Here is a 16,395-nt window from a genome sequence, read left to right as displayed (position 1 = left end):
TCAGACTGACCTGACCAGGCAAAACATGGGATGGATCACGCCCGAAAGAGCTCGGAAACTTCTATTGACAGGGCCATGTCCCTGTGGGATCACTATGCGACATGGGATGTCTGAGGGCTCCCTGTGCGTGCACGGCACTCTCCGTCCCCTCCCTCCCCCGCATATCCGAGGACACAGAATGCAGCCTCCATCCGCTCCGCACCGCAGCCCCGCGGCTCGCGCCTCGCGCTTACCGGCTGCGGCCGCCGTATCCGTGATGGCGCTGCTGGCCATGCTCCTGGCGACCGCACCGACCTGGTCGGCGCCGACGTCCGCGGCAGCCCTGGTGAGTTCGGCGTCGGGGCGGTGCCTGGACGTCAAGGGCAACGTCGACACGCCGGGCACGGGTCTGGAGATCTGGGACTGCAACGGCCAGACCAACCAGGCGTTCGAGTTCACGGCGGCGGGCGAGCTGAGGACGATGAACGGCACCCGGTGCGTGGACGCCTACGACACCCGGACGGCTCCCGGAGCCCCGGTGGTCATCCGGGGGTGCGACGGGCGGGCGACCCAGGTCTGGCGACAGAACTCCGACGGGTCCGTCACCGGAGTCGCCTCCGGATTCTGCCTGGACGTGAGCGGGGCGGGAACGGCCGACGGCACCGCGGTCATCCTGTGGACCTGCAACGGTCAGAGCAACCAGAAGTGGACCACGTCGACGCCTCCGCCTCCGACCGGTGGGACGGGCCCGTGCGACATCTACGCCGCGGGCGGTACGCCGTGCGTGGCCGCGCACAGCACCGTGCGGGCGCTCTACGGTTCGTACCACGGTTCCCTCTACCAGGTCAGGCGCGCCTCGGACAACGCCACCAGGGACATCGGCGTCCTGGCGGCGGGCGGCTTCGCCGACGCGGCGGCGCAGGACGCGTTCTGCGCGGGCACCTCGTGCGTGATCACGGTCGTCCGCGACCAGTCCGGGCACGGCAACGACCTGTGGTACCAGGGATCGGCCCAGGTCCCGGGCTCGAGTCAGAGCAGTCCCGCGAAGGCGACGTCCGAATCGCTGACGGCCGGCGGCACCAAGGCGTACTCGCTGTACATCAACCCCGGCAACAGCTACTGGCGGGACGGCCATCTGACGGGCGTGCCGACCGGTGCCGCACCCGAAGGGGCGTACATGGTGACCAGCGGCACCCACGTCAACAACGGCTGCTGCTTCGACTACGGCAACAGTGAGACGACCAGGAAGGCCGACGCCGCCGGGGCGATGGACGCGATCAACTTCGGCACCCAGTGCTGGTTCGGCGGCTGTTCGGGCAGCGGCCCCTGGGTGCAGGCCGATCTCGAATGGGGCCTGTACCCCGGCGGCAGCCAGTCCTGGAACCCCGACCAGCGGGCGTTTTCGAGCAAGTTCGTCACCGCGATGCTGAAGAACAACGGCACGTCGTGGTTCGCCCTCAAGGGCGGCAACGCCCAGTCCGGCGCCCTGACCACCCTGTGGGACGGCGGGTTGCCCGGCGGATACAGCCCCATGAAAAAACAAGGGGCCATCGTGCTGGGCAGCGGCGGCGACTGCTGCAAGCCCGGCGGCGGCGCCAACCTGAGCGCCGGCACCTTCTACGAGGGAGCCATGGTCGCCGGCTACCCCTCCGACGCGACCGACAACGCGGTACAGGCCAACATCACCGCCGCCGGCTACCGCTGACCCGCACCCAGCTCCCCAACTCGCCCCAGGAGTCGATGACTTATGCCCATGACAGCTGCGAGAGCCAGGCGTCCCCGATCGCTGCCCCCGCTGCGCTCCCTGCGCAGAACCCTCGCGCTGGCCTTCTCGGCCGTGCTGCTCACCGCGACCGCACCCCTCCTCTCCCTCGGCACGGCAGGGCCCGCCGCCGCACTCGGCAACGGGCTCGCACCGACCCCGCAGATGGGCTTCAACGACTGGAACGCCTACGGCTGCAACGTCTCCGAGTCGCTGATCAAGTCCACCGCGCAGGCGATGCACACCAACGGCATGCAGGCGGCCGGCTACACGTACGTCAACATCGACGACTGCTGGATGACCCAGAGCCGGGACTCCGGCGGCCACCTGGTGCCGGACCCGGCGAAGTTCCCCGACGGCATCAAGGGCACCGCGGACTACGTGCACTCGCTGGGGCTGAAGCTGGGGATCTACGAGGACGCGGGCACCGCGACCTGTGCGGGATACCCGGGCAGCCTGGGCCACGAGACCACGGACGCGCAGTCGTTCGCGGCGTGGGGCGTGGACTACCTGAAGTACGACAACTGCAACAACACCGGTGTGCCGGCGCGGACCCGGTACACCGCGATGCGGGACGCCCTGGCGGCCACCGGACGGCCGATCCTGTACAGCCTGTGCAACTGGGGCCAGGAGAACGTGTGGACCTGGGGCGCGGACGTGGGCAACAGCTGGCGCACCACCGGGGACATCAGCCCGAGCTTCTCCAGCATGCTGTCGATCTTCCACAGCAACGTGGGACTGGCCTCCTACGCGGGCCCCGGCCACTGGAACGACCCGGACATGCTGGAGGTCGGCAACGGCTCGATGACGGCCACCGAGAGCCGCAGTGAGTTCAGTCTGTGGGCGGAGATGGCCGCACCGCTGATCGCGGGCACCAACATCCCCTCGGCCGGCGCCGACACCCTGTCCGTCCTGACCAACTCCCGGGTGATCGCGGTCGACCAGGACTCCCTCGGCAAGCAGGGGACCATGGTGTCCTCCTCGGGCGGCCTGGACGTGCTGGCCAAGCCGCTGGCCAACGGGGACGTGTCGGTGGCCCTGTTCAACGAGACGGGCTCCACGGCGACCATCACCACCACCGCTTCGGCGATCGGGAAGACCGGAGCGTCCGCCTACACCCTCACCGACCTCTGGTCGGGCGCGTCCTCGACCACCTCCGGCACCATCAGTGCCTCGGTACCGGCGCACGGCACGGTCATGTACCGGGTCGCGGGCGGCACCAGCGGTGGCGGCGGCACCGGCGTGACCGGCCCGCTGCACGCGGTCGGCTCGGGCAAGTGCCTGGACGTGCCGAACTCCACCACGACCGCGGGCACCCAGGTGGAGATCTGGAGCTGCAACGGCGGCGCCAACCAGACGTGGACGCACACCACCTCCAACCAGCTCACCGTCTACTCCGGCAGCGGTCAGATGTGCCTGGACGCCTACAACAACCAGACCACACCGGGGACGAAGGTGGAGATCTGGCAGTGCAACGGCCAGAGCAACCAGCAGTGGACGCTGAACTCCGACGGCACGATCACCGGCGCCCAGTCCGGCCTGTGCCTCGACGTCACCGGCGGGGCCACGGCTGACGGAACCCTCGCCCAGCTGTGGACCTGCAACGGCGGCAGCGGCCAGCGGTGGACGCTGGGATGACCCCGTCCTCCCCACGGCCACCGGCAGCTTCGGTGCCGCCGTACGGCGGCACCGCCACCCAGGAGGTCTCCTTGCCCGGCTCAGCAACCGATCGCCGACGAAGGCGTTTCCCGGCCGTGCTCCTGATCGCCCTGGCGATGGCCCTGGCCGCGCTCGGGACACCCTCGTTCGCCACCTCCGCGCGGACCGGGACACCTGCCGGCGTCCACGCGCCCGTGCCCGCGGCGGACGCGTCGCTCCCGTGCGACCTCTACGCGGCGGGCGGTACGCCGTGCGTCACGGCGCACGCCACCACCAGGGCACTCTTCGCGGCGTACAACGGGCCGCTGTACCAGATCCAGCGGTCCTCCGACCACAGCTACCGCGACATCGGGGTGCTCGCTCCGGGCGGGTACGCCGACGGCGCCTCCCAGGTGTCGTTCTGCGCGGGCACGTCGTGCACGATCACGAAGATCTACGACCAGACCGCCAGGCACAACGACATGCCGATCTCCTGGGGCGGCTACTGGAAGGGCCCGGGTCCGAACGGATCCGACGTCGGGGCGGACGCCATGGCCCTGCCGGTGACCGCGGCCGGTCACCAGGTGTTCGGCGTCAAGGTCACCCCGGGCGTCGGTTACCGGCTCGACCACGCGAACGGCGTGCCCACCGGCGCCCAGCCCGAGGGCATCTACATGGTGACCTCGTCGAACTACACGAGCCAGTGGTGCTGCTTCGACTACGGCAGCGGCGAGAACTCCCACACGGACACCGGCAACGCCACCATGAACGCCATCTACTGGGGCACCGCCTGCTGGTTCGGCGGCTGCACGGGCAGCGGCCCGTGGGTCGAGGCCGACCTGGAGAACGGCATGTTCCACACCAACACCGGCTCCAACAAGGACCCGAACAACCCCGGCGTGCACTATCCGTTCGTCAGCGCGTGGCTGAAGAACAACGGCACCAGCAACTTCACCCTCAAATACGGCAACGGCACGAGCGGCGGCCTGACCACCACCTTCTCCGGTCCGCTGCCGAACGGCTACTCGCCGATGAAGGTCGACAGTTCGGTCCTGCTCGGCACCGGGGGCGACAACAGTCCCAATGGCGTGGGCGAGTTCTTCGAAGGCGCGATGACGGCGGGCTACCCCTCCGACGCCACCGAGGACGCCGTACAGGCCGCCATCACCGCCGCCGGCTACGGCACGGGAAGCGGCAGTGGCACGACGGGTGCCGTGCACGCGGTGGGTGCGGCCAGGTGTCTCGACGTGCCGGGCGCCTCCACGACGGCGGGTACGCAGCCGCAGATCTGGGACTGCAACGGCGCGGTGAACCAGACGTGGACCGCGACCGCGTCCCACCAGCTCACCGTGTACTCCGGCAGCAGCCAACTGTGCCTGGACGCCTACAACAAGGGCACCAGTCCGGGCACGAAGGTCATCACCTGGCCCTGCAACGGCCAGACCAACCAGCAGTGGAACCTCAACGCCGACGGCACCGTCACCAGTGCCCAGTCCGGCCTGTGTCTGGACGTGTCCGGCGCCGCCACCGCCAACGGCAGCCTCGTACAGCTGTGGACCTGCAACGGCGGATCCAACCAGAAGTGGTCGCTGAGCTGACCTGAGCGGACCCGATGAATCGCTGTATCGCCGAATCGCTGTATCGCTGAACCGCTGGCTCATAGGAGGTCCGTATGAGGACGCGAGCGAGGGACCGCCGTGTGCTGCTCGCCGTCGGCGTCGTGTTGGCGTTCGTGCTGCAGCTGCTGTCGGCGGCCGGGAGCCGTGCCGCCGCGGGCGAGGCGCTGAGCGTGAACCTGGCGTCGACGCGAGGCCCGTCGACCGGTGTGGGTGAGGGGTTCCTCTACGGCTTCACCCAGGACGGCAGCCAACCCGTGGACCAGTTCATCCAGCCGCTGGGGATCAACGCCTTCCGCGGCGGCGGCTGGTTCTCCGGCGGCTGGATCAAGGACAACTACCAGTACGGTGCGGCCAGTCGGGCCGACGTCGACTCGATCACCGCGCAGGCGAAACGGCTGACCCGGCCGCCGTACCACGCGCAGTACCAGGTGCTCGTCAGTGACATCTACGGCGCGAACGGCGGCCAGCCGTCCAGCACGACGTACCCGTGCGACAACGGCAACTGCGCGAACTGGATCAGCTTCATCGACTCCACCGTGGGAGCGCTCCAGGCGTCGGGACTGAAGTTCTCCTACGACATCTGGAACGAGCCCGACATCTCCTACTTCTGGACCCGGGGTGTCAACAGCGCCCAGTACTTCCAGATGTGGGACACCGCCTACCGGGAGATCCGGCGCATCGCCCCCGACGCGCAGATCGTGGGACCGTCCCTCGCGTTCACCCCGCAGCGCAACCCGGGTGAATGGCAGACCTGGCTCGCGCACGTGAAGGCGGCCGGGACTGTGCCGGACATGATCACCAACCATGACGAGGGCGACGTCGACGACCCCGTCACCGTCTCGCAGTCCCTCAACAGTGCGCTCAGCTCGGCGGGCATCGGGGCGCGGCCGCTGTCCGCCAACGAGTACCAGCCCGCCGACCGGCAGACCGCCGGGGTGACAGCCTGGTACCTGGCGCGGTTCGCGCAGTCCGGCTACGCCAACGCGATGCGCGGCAACTGGGTGTGCTGCGTCACCCCCAACCTGACGGGAGTCCTCACCCAGAGTGGCGGCAGCTGGCAGCCGACCGGCAACTGGTGGGCTCTTCGGGACTACGCCGACATGACAGGCACCCTCGTCGACACCTCCGGCCAGGTCGGCTCGACGGCCATCGCGGCCTCCGAGGACTCCGCCGCCGGGCGCGCGGTGGCTGTCATCGGCGACTCCAACGGCTACACCGGCGCCGCATCGGTGACCTTCAACGGGCTGTCGTCCGTCCCGTGGCTGACGAACTCCGGCAGCGTCCACGTCACCGTGCACCGCATCCCGGACCAGGCGCCGCTCGCCGCCCCACAGACCGTGTACGACCAGAACGTCAGCACCTCCGGCGGCTCGGTCACCGTGCCGTTCACGTTCCAGAGCGCGCACGACGCGTTCGCCGTCTATCTGACCCCGGCATCGTCCGGCGGCGGGAGCTTCCCGGACGGCTACCACCAACTCGTGGTCGCGAGCGACCAGTTGTGCCTTGACGTGTACGGCGACTCCGGCACCGCGGGCGCCGCGATCGACCAGTGGACCTGCAACGGGCAGGGCAACCAGCAGTTCCGGTTCGTGCCGGCCTCGGACGGCTACGGCGAACTGCGCGCCCAGAGTTCCGGCCAGGACGTGGCGGTCGCCGGCGGCTCCACCGCGGCAGGCACCCCGGACATCGTCCAGCAGGCCCCCGGCACGGCGGCGAACGCCCTCTGGCTGCCCGTGCGCCAGTCCGACGGGACCTACGCCTTCCAGAACCGCAACAGCGGTCTGTGCCTGGACGTCTACGGCGCCGGCGGCACCGCGGGACAGCAACTGGACCAGTGGCAGTGCAAGAACGCGCCCGGCACCAACCAGGACTTCGCCGTCCGCTGATACCGCACCCGACGCGGACCCCACCGACCGCGAACCCCACCGACCTGCGAAAGGAACCCCCACCGTGTCAGCATCCAGACGGCTGTTACAGCGCCTGCGCGCCTCGACGGCCGTGCTCGCGGGCCTCGTCCTGGCCGCCGGCGGCCTCGTCGGCACGGCAGCCGCCACGGCCCACGCCGCCACCTCCATCACCGTCAACGGCGCGTCCGGCGGACGGACCTTCGACGGCATCGGCACGATCAGCGGCGGAGGCGGCAACAGCAGACTCCTGATCGACTACCCCGAGCCCGAACGCGGCCAGGTCCTCGACTACCTCTTCAAGCCCGGTTACGGCGCCTCCCTGCAGATCCTCAAGGCCGAGATCGGCGGAGACACCAACTCCACCTCGGGAGCCGAGCCCAGTCACCAGCACACCCGCTCCGACCTGAACTGCGACCGCGGCTACGAATGGTGGCTGATGGAGCAGGCCAAGGCCCGCAACCCGAACATCAAGCTGTACGGCCTCGCCTGGGGCGCCCCCGGCTGGATCGGCGGCGGGAACTTCTGGTCCACCGACATGGTCGGCTACCTGGTCTCATGGCTGGGTTGCGCCAAGCAGCACGGCCTCACCATCGACTACCTCGGCGGCTGGAACGAGCGCGGCTACAACATCTCCTGGTACGAGCAGCTGCGCAGCGCGCTCAACTCCAACGGCTACGGCAGCGTCAAGATCGTAGCGGCCGACTCGGACTGGAACGTGGCGGGCGACGTCGACTCCGACCCGGCGTTCGCCGCCGCGGTGAACGTCATCGGCACGCACTACCCCTGCGGCTACCGCTCCTCCCAGTCCAACTGCTCGGTGCCGTCGGCCGCCACGTCGTCCGGAAAGTCGCTGTGGGCGAGCGAGAACGGCTCCGACGACTACAACGCGGGAGCACCGGCCATGGCCCGCGGGATCAACCGCGGATACATCGACGGCCGCATGACCGCGTACCTCAACTGGCCGGTGGTCGCGGCGATCACGCCCAACCTGCCGTATCCCACCATGGGCCTCGCCCTGGCCGCACAGCCGTGGTCGGGCCACTACGCGATCGGCAAGAACACCTGGGTGATGGCGCACACCAGCCAGTTCACGGCCCCGGGCTGGAAGTACCTCGACGCCTCCAGCGGCTACATCGGCGGCAACCGGAACAACGGCAGCTACGTCTCGCTGAAGTCCCCGAACAACTCCGACTACTCCACGGTCATCGAGACCATGGACGCCGGCAGCGCCCAGACGCTGAACTTCGACGTCACCGGAGGGCTGTCCACCGGAGCCGTCCACGTCTGGTCGACCGACGTCAACTCCGGCAACCAGGCCGATTACTTCGTGCACGCCACGGACATCACCCCGTCCGGCGGCGGCTTCAGCCTGACCGTGCAGCCCCATCACGTCTACACCCTGACCACCACGACCGGCCAGGGCAAGGGCACCGCCACCGGCCCCGCCCAGGGCACCATGAGCATGCCGTACAGCGACTCCTTCGACGGCTACGCCACCGGCACCGAGGCGAAGTACCTCATGGACTGGCAGGGCGCCTTCGAGGTGGCGGCCTGCGGCGGCGGCCGCAGCGGCAAGTGCGTGCGCCAGATGAGCCCGCAGAAGCCGATCACCTGGGACGCGCTGTCCGACCCACACGCCCTGCTCGGTGACACCGGCTGGAGCAACTACACCGTCTCGTCCGACGTGCTGCTGGAACAGCCGGGATACGCCGAGCTGATCGGGCGCGCGGGCGGCCAGGACTACAGCAGCACCGGAGGACTGAACGCCTACCACCTGCGGGTCAGCGACACAGGCGCCTGGTCGATCCTGAACTCCAACACCAACGGCAATGTCTCCACCCTCGCCCACGGCACGACCGCGGCACTGGGCACCAACCGGTGGCACACCCTGGCGCTGACCTTCTCCGGCACCACCCTCACCGCCGCCGTCGACGGTTCCACGGTCGGTTCCGTCAGCGACCGCACCTGGGCCTCCGGACAGGTCGGCTACGCGACCAGCCAGGGCGAGACGGCACAGTTCGACAACCTGTCCCTCACCCCCGGCAGCGGCGGACCCGGCGGCGGCACGACCGCCACGATCGTCGGGACCGCCTCCGGCCGGTGCGTGGACGTGCCGAACCAGTCGCAGACGTCCGGCACCCAGGTGGAGCTGTGGGACTGCAACGGCGGCAGCAACCAGCAGTGGACGAGCACCCCGGCCGGTGAACTGCGGGTCTACGGCAACGCCTGCCTGAACGCCTCGGGCGGCGGCACCGGCCCCGGCACCAAGGTCGACATCTGGACCTGCGACGGCGGCAGCAACCAGCAGTGGACGCTCAACACCGACGGCACGATCACCGGCGCCCAGTCCGGCCTGTGCCTGGACGCCACCGGCGCGGGAACGGCCAACGGCACCCTGCTGGAGCTGTGGACCTGCAGCGGCGGCAGCAACCAGAAGTGGACGCGCAACTGATCCGGTGACCGCTGAGATCCGAGACCACCCACCCCGTCAATGACGCCGAGAGGCCCGCATGACTTCCTCCCCCCTTCCGATCAGCCGGCGCCGGCTGCTGGCGGCGACCGGCGCGGCAACGGCCCTCGGCCTGCTGCGGTTCGCCCCCGAGGCCGCCGCGACCGACGGCCCCACGAGCTACACCGCGAGCTGGTCCTCCGTGGACCAACACCCCCCGGCTCCGGCCTGGTTCAAGGACGCCAAGTTCGGCATCTACTACCACTGGGGCGTCTTCAGCGTCCCCGCGTTCGGCAACGAGTGGTACCCGCGCAACATGTACGTGGGCGGCTCGGCCGAGAACCGGCACCACATCGCCACCTACGGCGACCCCTCGGCGTGGCCGTACAACAACTTCATCGACGGAGCCCGCGACAAGGCGGGCAACTTCGTGCAGTTCGCCCCCAAGCTCGCCTCGCAGGGCGGCCACTGGGACCCGGACGCCTGGGCGCGGCTGTTCAAGGCCGCGGGCGCGCGCTTCGCAGGACCGGTCGCCGAGCACCACGACGGCTTCTCCATGTGGAACAGCCGCGCCAACCCGTGGAACTCCGTCCGGCACGGCCCCGGACTCGACCTGGTGGGGCTGCACGCGCAGGCCATCCGCGGGCAGGGCCTGAAGTTCATGGCGTCCCTGCACCACGCCTACCACTTCAACGGCTACTACGACCACGTGCCGCCGCAGTCGGACCCGGCCCTGCGCATCCTCTTCGGCCAGCAGGGCTCGGCCGCGGAGAACAAGCTCTGGTACGACAAGCTGGTCGAGGTCATCGACACCTACCAGCCGGACCTGCTCTGGCAGGACTTCGACCTGAACCTGGTGCAGGAGTCCTACCGGCTCCAGTTCCTCGCGCACTACTACAACCAGGCCGTCTCCTGGAACAAGGACGTGGCCGCGACCTACAAGGACGGCCTCGACAACAAGGGCGAGGTCTTCGACTTCGAGCGCGGCGGCCCGGCAGGACTGCTCACCCCGTACTGGCTGACCGACGACAGCATCTCCTCCTCCAGCTGGTGCTACACGGTGGGCATCGGCTACTACTCGACGCAGGCACTGCTGCACTCGCTGATCGACCGCGTCAGCAAGGGCGGCACCATGCTGCTGAACATCGCCCCGACGGCCGACGGCACCATCCCCTCCGGACAGCAGTCGATCCTGCTCGCCATGGGGGACTGGCTCGGCCGCTTCGGAGAGGCGATCTACGGCACCCGCTCCTGGACCAGTTACGGCGAGGGCCCCACGCCGATGGGCGGAGGCTCGTTCAGCGGCCCGGTGGCCGGCACTCCGAAGGACATCCGGTTCACCCGCAGCCAGGACGACAAGGTGCTCTACGCCACCACGCTGGGCTGGCAGGGCGGCACCACGACCATCACGACGCTGAACTCCAACCGGTTCAACCTCAGCAGCCTGACCGGCGCCCAGCTGCTCGACGACACAGCCGGCACCTACGTCAACCTGCCCACCCCGACGCAGGACGGCACCGGCCTGCACCTGGCCATGCCCTCGTCGAACCCGCCGTTCAGCGCCCTGGCGTACACGGTCAAGCTCACCTTCTCCGGTGAGATTCCCGTCCTGGGCGCACCGGGCGGCTCGACGACCTGGGTGAAGATCGCCAACGTGACCAGCGGGCTGGTGCTCGACAGCGGGGGCAATGTCGCCTCCGGCTCCAACCTCAAGCAGTGGAACTACGACGGCAGCGCCAATCTGCAGTGGCAGCTGATCGACCTCGGCACCGGCTACTACCGCATCATCAACCGCGCCAACGGCATGGCCGCCGACAGCTGGGGCAACTCCGCCGACGGCGCTCCCGCCCGGCAGGAGACGTGGAACGGCGGCAACAACCAGCAGTGGTCGCTGGTCGGCGTCGGCGGTGACCGCTACCAGATCGTCAACCGCGGCACCGGCACCGCGCTCGACGGCAGCGGCAGCACCACGGTGGGCTCGACCACGGTGCTGTGGACGCCGAACTCCAGCACCAACAACGCATGGACCATCACCGGCGTGTGAACCGCCCCGGCGACCGACGTCCCTGTGCAACCCCCCACCACGGAAGAAGGAGTGCATGAAACGCACACCACACTTGACGTCGATCGCGGCGGCCTTACTTCTCGTCCTGTCAGCTGCGGGCTCCTCGTTCAGCAGCGGCCTCGGGACGCCCGCGTCGACCACGACCACCGGCGCCCTCGGGGCGACCGCCGGCTGCGGCAGGGCTCCGGCCCTGACCAGTGGCACCCACACGATCCAGAGCGGCGGCCAGATACGCAGTTACATCCTGCGCGTCCCCGCCGGGTACGACAACAACCACCCCTACCGGCTGATCTTCGGCTTCCACTGGCGGGGCGGCACGGCAGGCGACGTCGATTCGGGCGGAACGGACGGGTACAACTGGTCCTACTACGGCCTGCGGCGCCTGGCGGACAACGCGAACAACGGCACGATCTTCGTCGCCCCCCAGGGCAACGGCAACGGCTGGGCCAACCCCGGCGGCCAGGACGTGGCCTTCGTCGACGCCATGGTCAGCCAGCTCGAAGCAGGTCTGTGCGTCGACACCACCCAGTTGTTCTCCGCCGGCTTCAGCTACGGCGGTGCGATGTCCTACGCCCTCGCCTGCTCACGGGCGACGGCCTTCCGTGCGGTCGCGGTCTATTCCGGCGCGAACCTCAGCGGGTGCAACGGCGGCAATCAGCCCATCGCCTACATGGGTCTGCACGGCATCAGGGACAACGTGCTGCCCATCTCGTCGGGACGGGAACTGCGCGACACCTTCGTCCGGACGAACGGCTGCACCACGCAGAACCCGCCCGAGCCGGCCTACGGAAGCCTGACGCACATCATCACCACCTACTCCGGATGCCGGTCCGGATACCCCGTCGTCTGGGCCGCGTTCGACGGAGCGGGCCATGACCCCGGTCCCATAGACGGCTCCACCGGTGACGGCTGGCACACCTGGACGTCGGCAGCCGTGTGGCAGTTCTTCACGCAGTTCGGCTCGAACCAGCCGCCGCCACCGCCCTCCGGCAACCAGGAGATCGTCGGGCAGCAGTCGGGGCGCTGCCTCGACATCAACAACTCCACGACGGCCAACGGCACGCAGGCACAACTGTGGGACTGCAACGGCGGCTCCAACCAACGGTGGACCTACAACACCGGAAAGCAGCTGATGGTCTACGGCAACAAGTGCCTGGGCGTCGGCCAGTCCGCGGGCAACGGCACCCCCGCGGCGATCTGGGACTGCACCGGGCAACCGGACCAGCAATGGAACGTCAATCCCGACGGCACGATCACCGCAGCACAGTCGGGACTCTGCCTGGACGCCAACGGCCAGGGGACCGTGAACGGGACGAAAGTCCAGCTGTGGAACTGCACGGGCGGTGCGAACCAGCACTGGCAGCTCGAGAACTGACCCGCCGGGGCCAGGCATGACCCCATGCCGGCCTGGCCCCGTGCCGTGCTGCCGAAAAACGGCACCGGGGTGGGAAGCCTGTCTCGAAGCCCACTACGTTCGTCCGCTACCGCTACCGCTACCGCGACCACGTCCGCGCCGACCTCATCCCGGCCTTCGGGCGCATCGCCCTTCAAGATGTTCGTCCGCGGCACATCACCGCTTGGCAGGAGGCCGAGTTCGCTCGCGAGCGGGGTCGCACCACCGTCTACCGGATCGGCGCCACTCTCAGGCACCCTCGGCTCCGCCGCGCGCGCACGGCTGATCGCGGACAACTCGTGCCGGTACGCGATGGCGCCCAGGCCCACGGCGCAGGAGCGGATGTGCTGGAACCCCGCCCAAGCGGCCGCGTTCCTTCGCCACAACCACACCCGTCACGGCGACCAGCCGGCCGACCTGTTCGAGCTGCTGCTCGGCACCGGTATGCGCCGTGGCGAGGGCCTGCACTGGACGGATGTCCACCTGTCCGAGAAGTCCCTGCTGGTGCGCTGGAACCCAACGGCTGTCAACAACCACCGGCTCTGTCTCGGCCATCCGAAGACCAAGGCGAGCCGGAACTGGGTGAGCCTGTCCCTGCGTGTCGCGGCCGCGCTGGAAGGCCTGGTCTTCTGCCAGCCGGACGGTTGCCCGCTGCGCCCGCAAGGTGTCCTGACCGAGCTGCGCCGACGCTCTGAGGAGATCGGCCTGCCCCGGATCGGCGTCCACGACCTGCGGCACACCGCCGCCACCATCATGATCAGCTCGCGGGCCCCGCTGACCGTGGTCTCCAAGACGCTGCGCCACTCGACGCTGTCCACCACCGTCAACCTCTACGGCCACCTGCTACCCCACGCCGCCCGCGACGCCGTCACCGCCATCGACAAAGCCCTGACCCGCTCCGACCGCGAACACCGCCAGAGCACCTCGGCACCAGAAGACCGGGCAGCTTGAGACCGGCTGCCGAGCGTCTCTCGATTGCCATCACGCCGCCATCACGTGTCACACGAACGCACCCAGCGGGCCTGCCGTTTCCGGCAGACCCGCTGGTGAACACCGTCGGGACGACAGGATTTGAACCTGCGACCCCTTGACCCCCAGTCAAGTGCGCTACCAAGCTGCGCCACGTCCCGATGCGCTCCCTCGCGGTGACCCGCGTGATCGCGTGAAGAGAACCTTACCCCACGTCCGCGGGCGGGCAGAAAGAGGGCGGGGGCAGTGGGGGGACAATCGGTCGTATGGGAGACGCGGAGACAGGGGCACGGGACCGGGATGCCGAGGGGCGGGCGCGCAGCGCCCGGCCGCGGGACGGGCTGGGTCGGCCGCTCCCGTACGGCGCGCCGGGTGTCGAGCGGCAGCCCGAGGGGGTCGTACGGACTCCGCAGGAGACGGTCGCCGAGGCGCAGGCGCTGCTGGACGCCGGGAAGCCGTTCCACGCGCACGAGGTGTTCGAGGACGCCTGGAAGTCGGGGCCCGAGACGGAGCGGACGCTGTGGCGCGGGCTGGCCCAGCTTGCGGTGGGGCTCACGCACGCGGCCCGCGGGAACGTGACCGGCGGGGCGCGACTGCTGCGGCGGGGCGCGGGCGCGGTCGAGGAGTGGGTGGCCGGGGGCGGGGAGCGGTGGCCGTACGGGATCGATGTCGACGGGCTCGCGCTGTGGGCGCGGGAGCTGGCCGGGCGGGTGGAGGGCGGTGCCGGGAGCGTCGAGGCGAAGGGCGAGGCACCCCGGCTGCGCGGCTCCCGGTAGCACCGGGGTGACCCGCTGTCAGTGGCATACGGCAGACTCGGGTGCGTGCGAGAGATTCATGTCATCGGTATCGGCGCGGGCGACCCCGACCAGCTCACCCTCCAGGCGGTCCGGGCGCTGAAGAGCACGGACGTGTTCTTCCTCCTCGACAAGGGCGAGGTCAAGAGCGACCTGACCCGACTGCGCCGGGACATGCTCGACACGCACATACCGGACGGCGGTTACCGGCTGGTCGAGGCGCGGGACCCGGAGCGGGACCGGGCCGCGGGCGGCGGGGCGTACTCGCCGGCCGTCGGTGACTGGCGCAGCGCCCGCGCGGACATCTACGAGCGGCTGATCCGCGAGGAGTTGGGCGAAGGGCAGACCGGCGCCTTCCTGGTGTGGGGCGATCCGTCGTTGTACGACAGCACGCTGGCGATCCTGGAGGAGGTGCTGGCCCGCGGCACGGTGCGGTTCGGGTACGACGTGGTGCCCGGGATCAGCAGTGTCTCGGCACTGGCGGCCCGGCATCGTACGGGGCTGAACCGGGTGGCCGGGCCGGTGCAGATCACCACCGGGCGGCGGCTCGCCGAGGGGCTGCCGGACGGGGTGGACGACGTGGTGGTGATGCTCGACGCGCACCAGGCCTTCCGCCGGTACGCGGACGAGGACATCGACATCTACTGGGGTGCGTACCTCGGCACCCCTGACGAGATCCTGGTCTCCGGTCCGATCGCCGAGGCCGGTCCGCGCATCGAACGGCTGCGGGCCGAGGCACGTGAGCGCAAGGGCTGGATCATGGACACGTATCTGCTGCGCCGCCACCCGGAGGTTCCCAAGGAGGGCTGATGGTCAGGCCGGGTCGAGCCCGAGCCGTTCCAGGACGCCGGCGACGTCCGGCACCGCCGTCACACCGTCCGGCAACGGGGGCCGTCGTACGACGACCACGGGCAGCCCGAGCTCCCGTGCGGCCGTGAGTTTGGCGGCCGTGGCCGCTCCCCCGCTGTCCTTCGTGACCAGGACGTCGATCAGGTTCCCGGTCAGCAGCGCGGTCTCGTCGGCGACGGTGAACGGTCCGCGCGCCAGCAGCACTTCGGTGTGCCTGGGCATGGGCGGCTCGGGGGGTTCCACGGACCGCACGACGAAGTGCCGGTCCGTCAGGTGGGCGAAGGCGGACAGGCCCAGGCGGCCGGTGGTGAGGAAGACACGGGGGCCGAAGCGGGGCAGGGCGGCGGCGGCCGCGGGCAGGGACGGGACGGGGTGCCAGTCGTCGCCGGGGCGCGGCTGCCAGCCGGGGCGGCGCAGGACGACGGCGGGGGTCCCGGTGGCCCGGGCGGCGCCGGCCGCGTTCGCGGTGATCGTCTCGGCGAAGGGGTGGGTGGCGTCCACCAGGGCGTCCACGTGGTGTTCGCGCAGCCAGTCGCCGAGGCCGGCCGCCCCGCCGAAGCCGCCGGTGCGCACCTCGCCGGCGAGCGTGCCCGGCCGTGCGACCCGGCCCGCGAGCGAGGTGGTGACCCGGACCCCGGGGCGCCCCGACAGCTCGGTGGCGAGGCGGCGGGCCTCGGTGGTACCGCCGAGGATCAGGACGTGCGGGGACATGGGACGAGCGTACGGGGCCTTCGCATCGGGTGACGCCGTGGGGCCGGGCGGCCGGCCGACGCCGTGACGCACGAGGGCCGCCCGGACGGATCGCCGGGCGGCCCTCGTGGGACGGGACCTCTGTCAGCCCTGACGGGCCTTGAAGCGGGGGTCCTTCTTGTTGATCACGTAGACCACGCCCCGCCGGCGGACCACCTGGGCGCCGGGCTTGGCCTTCAGTGAGCGCAGGGACTTGCGGACCTTCATGGTGCTGTTCTCCT

At 70.0% G+C, this 16,395-nt stretch carries 12 protein-coding genes, 1 tRNA gene and 1 pseudogene; 11 read left to right on the top strand and 3 right to left on the bottom strand.

What is annotated here, in order from left to right; all coding sequences use genetic code 11:
• Positions 1 to 256: 256 nt before the first annotated feature.
• The 9 genes and pseudogenes from ACZ4UV_RS13450 (at position 257) to ACZ4UV_RS13410 (ending at position 13,763) form a co-directional block, all read left to right on the top strand.
• On the top strand, positions 257 to 1,684 hold the full coding sequence (locus tag ACZ4UV_RS13450; RefSeq protein ID WP_467837821.1) for an arabinofuranosidase catalytic domain-containing protein: 1,428 nt from the start codon (positions 257 to 259) through the stop codon (positions 1,682 to 1,684).
• Positions 1,685 to 1,732: 48 nt separating this feature from the next.
• Positions 1,733 to 3,379, top strand: coding sequence for a glycoside hydrolase family 27 protein (locus ACZ4UV_RS13445; RefSeq protein ID WP_467837819.1), 1,647 nt, complete (start codon positions 1,733 to 1,735; stop codon positions 3,377 to 3,379).
• 116 nt (positions 3,380 to 3,495) lie between these two features.
• A complete protein-coding gene (locus tag ACZ4UV_RS13440; protein WP_467837817.1) occupies positions 3,496 to 4,977 on the top strand; it encodes an arabinofuranosidase catalytic domain-containing protein in 1,482 nt (493 codons plus the stop codon).
• 74 nt (positions 4,978 to 5,051) lie between these two features.
• Positions 5,052 to 6,884: an RICIN domain-containing protein gene (locus ACZ4UV_RS13435; protein ID WP_467837815.1), complete on the top strand. Its 1,833-nt coding sequence runs from the start codon at positions 5,052 to 5,054 to the stop codon at positions 6,882 to 6,884.
• A gap of 64 nt (positions 6,885 to 6,948) precedes the next feature.
• The gene (locus ACZ4UV_RS13430; protein WP_467837813.1) at positions 6,949 to 9,357 is read left to right on the top strand and encodes a ricin-type beta-trefoil lectin domain protein; all 2,409 of its coding nucleotides are present in this window, start codon (positions 6,949 to 6,951) and stop codon (positions 9,355 to 9,357) included.
• A gap of 58 nt (positions 9,358 to 9,415) precedes the next feature.
• Positions 9,416 to 11,398, top strand: coding sequence for an alpha-L-fucosidase (locus ACZ4UV_RS13425; RefSeq protein ID WP_451016676.1), 1,983 nt, complete (start codon positions 9,416 to 9,418; stop codon positions 11,396 to 11,398).
• A 55-nt stretch (positions 11,399 to 11,453) separates the two neighbouring features.
• Positions 11,454 to 12,794, top strand: coding sequence for a ricin-type beta-trefoil lectin domain protein (locus ACZ4UV_RS13420; protein ID WP_467837811.1), 1,341 nt, complete (start codon positions 11,454 to 11,456; stop codon positions 12,792 to 12,794).
• Between the two features lie 32 nt (positions 12,795 to 12,826).
• A pseudogene (locus ACZ4UV_RS13415) lies at positions 12,827 to 12,994 on the top strand (tyrosine-type recombinase/integrase); the annotation flags it as partial.
• Between the two features lie 130 nt (positions 12,995 to 13,124).
• On the top strand, positions 13,125 to 13,763 hold the full coding sequence (locus ACZ4UV_RS13410; RefSeq protein ID WP_467837809.1) for a site-specific integrase: 639 nt from the start codon (positions 13,125 to 13,127) through the stop codon (positions 13,761 to 13,763).
• A gap of 105 nt (positions 13,764 to 13,868) precedes the next feature.
• Here the strand turns inward: ACZ4UV_RS13410 and ACZ4UV_RS13405 are convergent.
• A tRNA-Pro gene (locus ACZ4UV_RS13405) sits at positions 13,869 to 13,942 on the bottom strand.
• A 105-nt stretch (positions 13,943 to 14,047) separates the two neighbouring features.
• Here ACZ4UV_RS13405 and ACZ4UV_RS13400 point away from each other — a divergent pair.
• Together ACZ4UV_RS13400 and cobF are read left to right on the top strand one after the other, a co-directional pair.
• Complete coding sequence (locus tag ACZ4UV_RS13400) at positions 14,048 to 14,557, top strand: DUF309 domain-containing protein (protein ID WP_467837807.1); 510 nt, start codon at positions 14,048 to 14,050, stop codon at positions 14,555 to 14,557.
• Between the two features lie 45 nt (positions 14,558 to 14,602).
• Positions 14,603 to 15,385, top strand: a complete 783-nt coding sequence (gene cobF, locus ACZ4UV_RS13395) for a precorrin-6A synthase (deacetylating) (protein WP_451016680.1) — start codon at positions 14,603 to 14,605, stop codon at positions 15,383 to 15,385.
• Between the two features lie 3 nt (positions 15,386 to 15,388).
• On the opposite strand, the gene ACZ4UV_RS13390 is transcribed toward cobF, so the two are convergent.
• Both ACZ4UV_RS13390 and ykgO read right to left on the bottom strand, forming a co-directional pair.
• The gene (locus tag ACZ4UV_RS13390; RefSeq protein WP_467837804.1) at positions 15,389 to 16,135 is read right to left on the bottom strand and encodes a cobalt-precorrin-6A reductase; all 747 of its coding nucleotides are present in this window, start codon (positions 16,133 to 16,135) and stop codon (positions 15,389 to 15,391) included.
• 123 nt (positions 16,136 to 16,258) lie between these two features.
• Positions 16,259 to 16,381: a type B 50S ribosomal protein L36 gene (gene ykgO / locus ACZ4UV_RS13385; protein ID WP_046728129.1), complete on the bottom strand. Its 123-nt coding sequence runs from the start codon at positions 16,379 to 16,381 to the stop codon at positions 16,259 to 16,261.
• Positions 16,382 to 16,395: the final 14 nt, after the last annotated feature.

The organism is Streptomyces sp. NPDC028289 (genome assembly GCF_055565975.1).
The sequence above is the reverse complement of the archived record's forward strand: the minus strand, read 5'-3'. Positions and strand labels throughout refer to the sequence as shown.

What these genes read in the sequence shown, in the direction of transcription:
- ACZ4UV_RS13435 (WP_467837815.1), top strand. Translation starts at nt 5,052, where the DNA reads ATGAGGACGCGAGCGAGGGACCGCCGTGTGCTGCTCGCCGTCGGCGTC.
- ykgO (WP_046728129.1), bottom strand. Translation starts at nt 16,381, where the DNA reads ATGAAGGTCCGCAAGTCCCTGCGCTCACTGAAGGCCAAGCCCGGCGCC.
- ACZ4UV_RS13450 (WP_467837821.1), top strand. Translation starts at nt 257, where the DNA reads ATGGCGCTGCTGGCCATGCTCCTGGCGACCGCACCGACCTGGTCGGCG.
- ACZ4UV_RS13425 (WP_451016676.1), top strand. Translation starts at nt 9,416, where the DNA reads ATGACTTCCTCCCCCCTTCCGATCAGCCGGCGCCGGCTGCTGGCGGCG.
- ACZ4UV_RS13400 (WP_467837807.1), top strand. Translation starts at nt 14,048, where the DNA reads ATGGGAGACGCGGAGACAGGGGCACGGGACCGGGATGCCGAGGGGCGG.
- ACZ4UV_RS13390 (WP_467837804.1), bottom strand. Translation starts at nt 16,135, where the DNA reads ATGTCCCCGCACGTCCTGATCCTCGGCGGTACCACCGAGGCCCGCCGC.
- ACZ4UV_RS13445 (WP_467837819.1), top strand. Translation starts at nt 1,733, where the DNA reads ATGACAGCTGCGAGAGCCAGGCGTCCCCGATCGCTGCCCCCGCTGCGC.
- ACZ4UV_RS13410 (WP_467837809.1), top strand. Translation starts at nt 13,125, where the DNA reads ATGGCGCCCAGGCCCACGGCGCAGGAGCGGATGTGCTGGAACCCCGCC.
- ACZ4UV_RS13420 (WP_467837811.1), top strand. Translation starts at nt 11,454, where the DNA reads ATGAAACGCACACCACACTTGACGTCGATCGCGGCGGCCTTACTTCTC.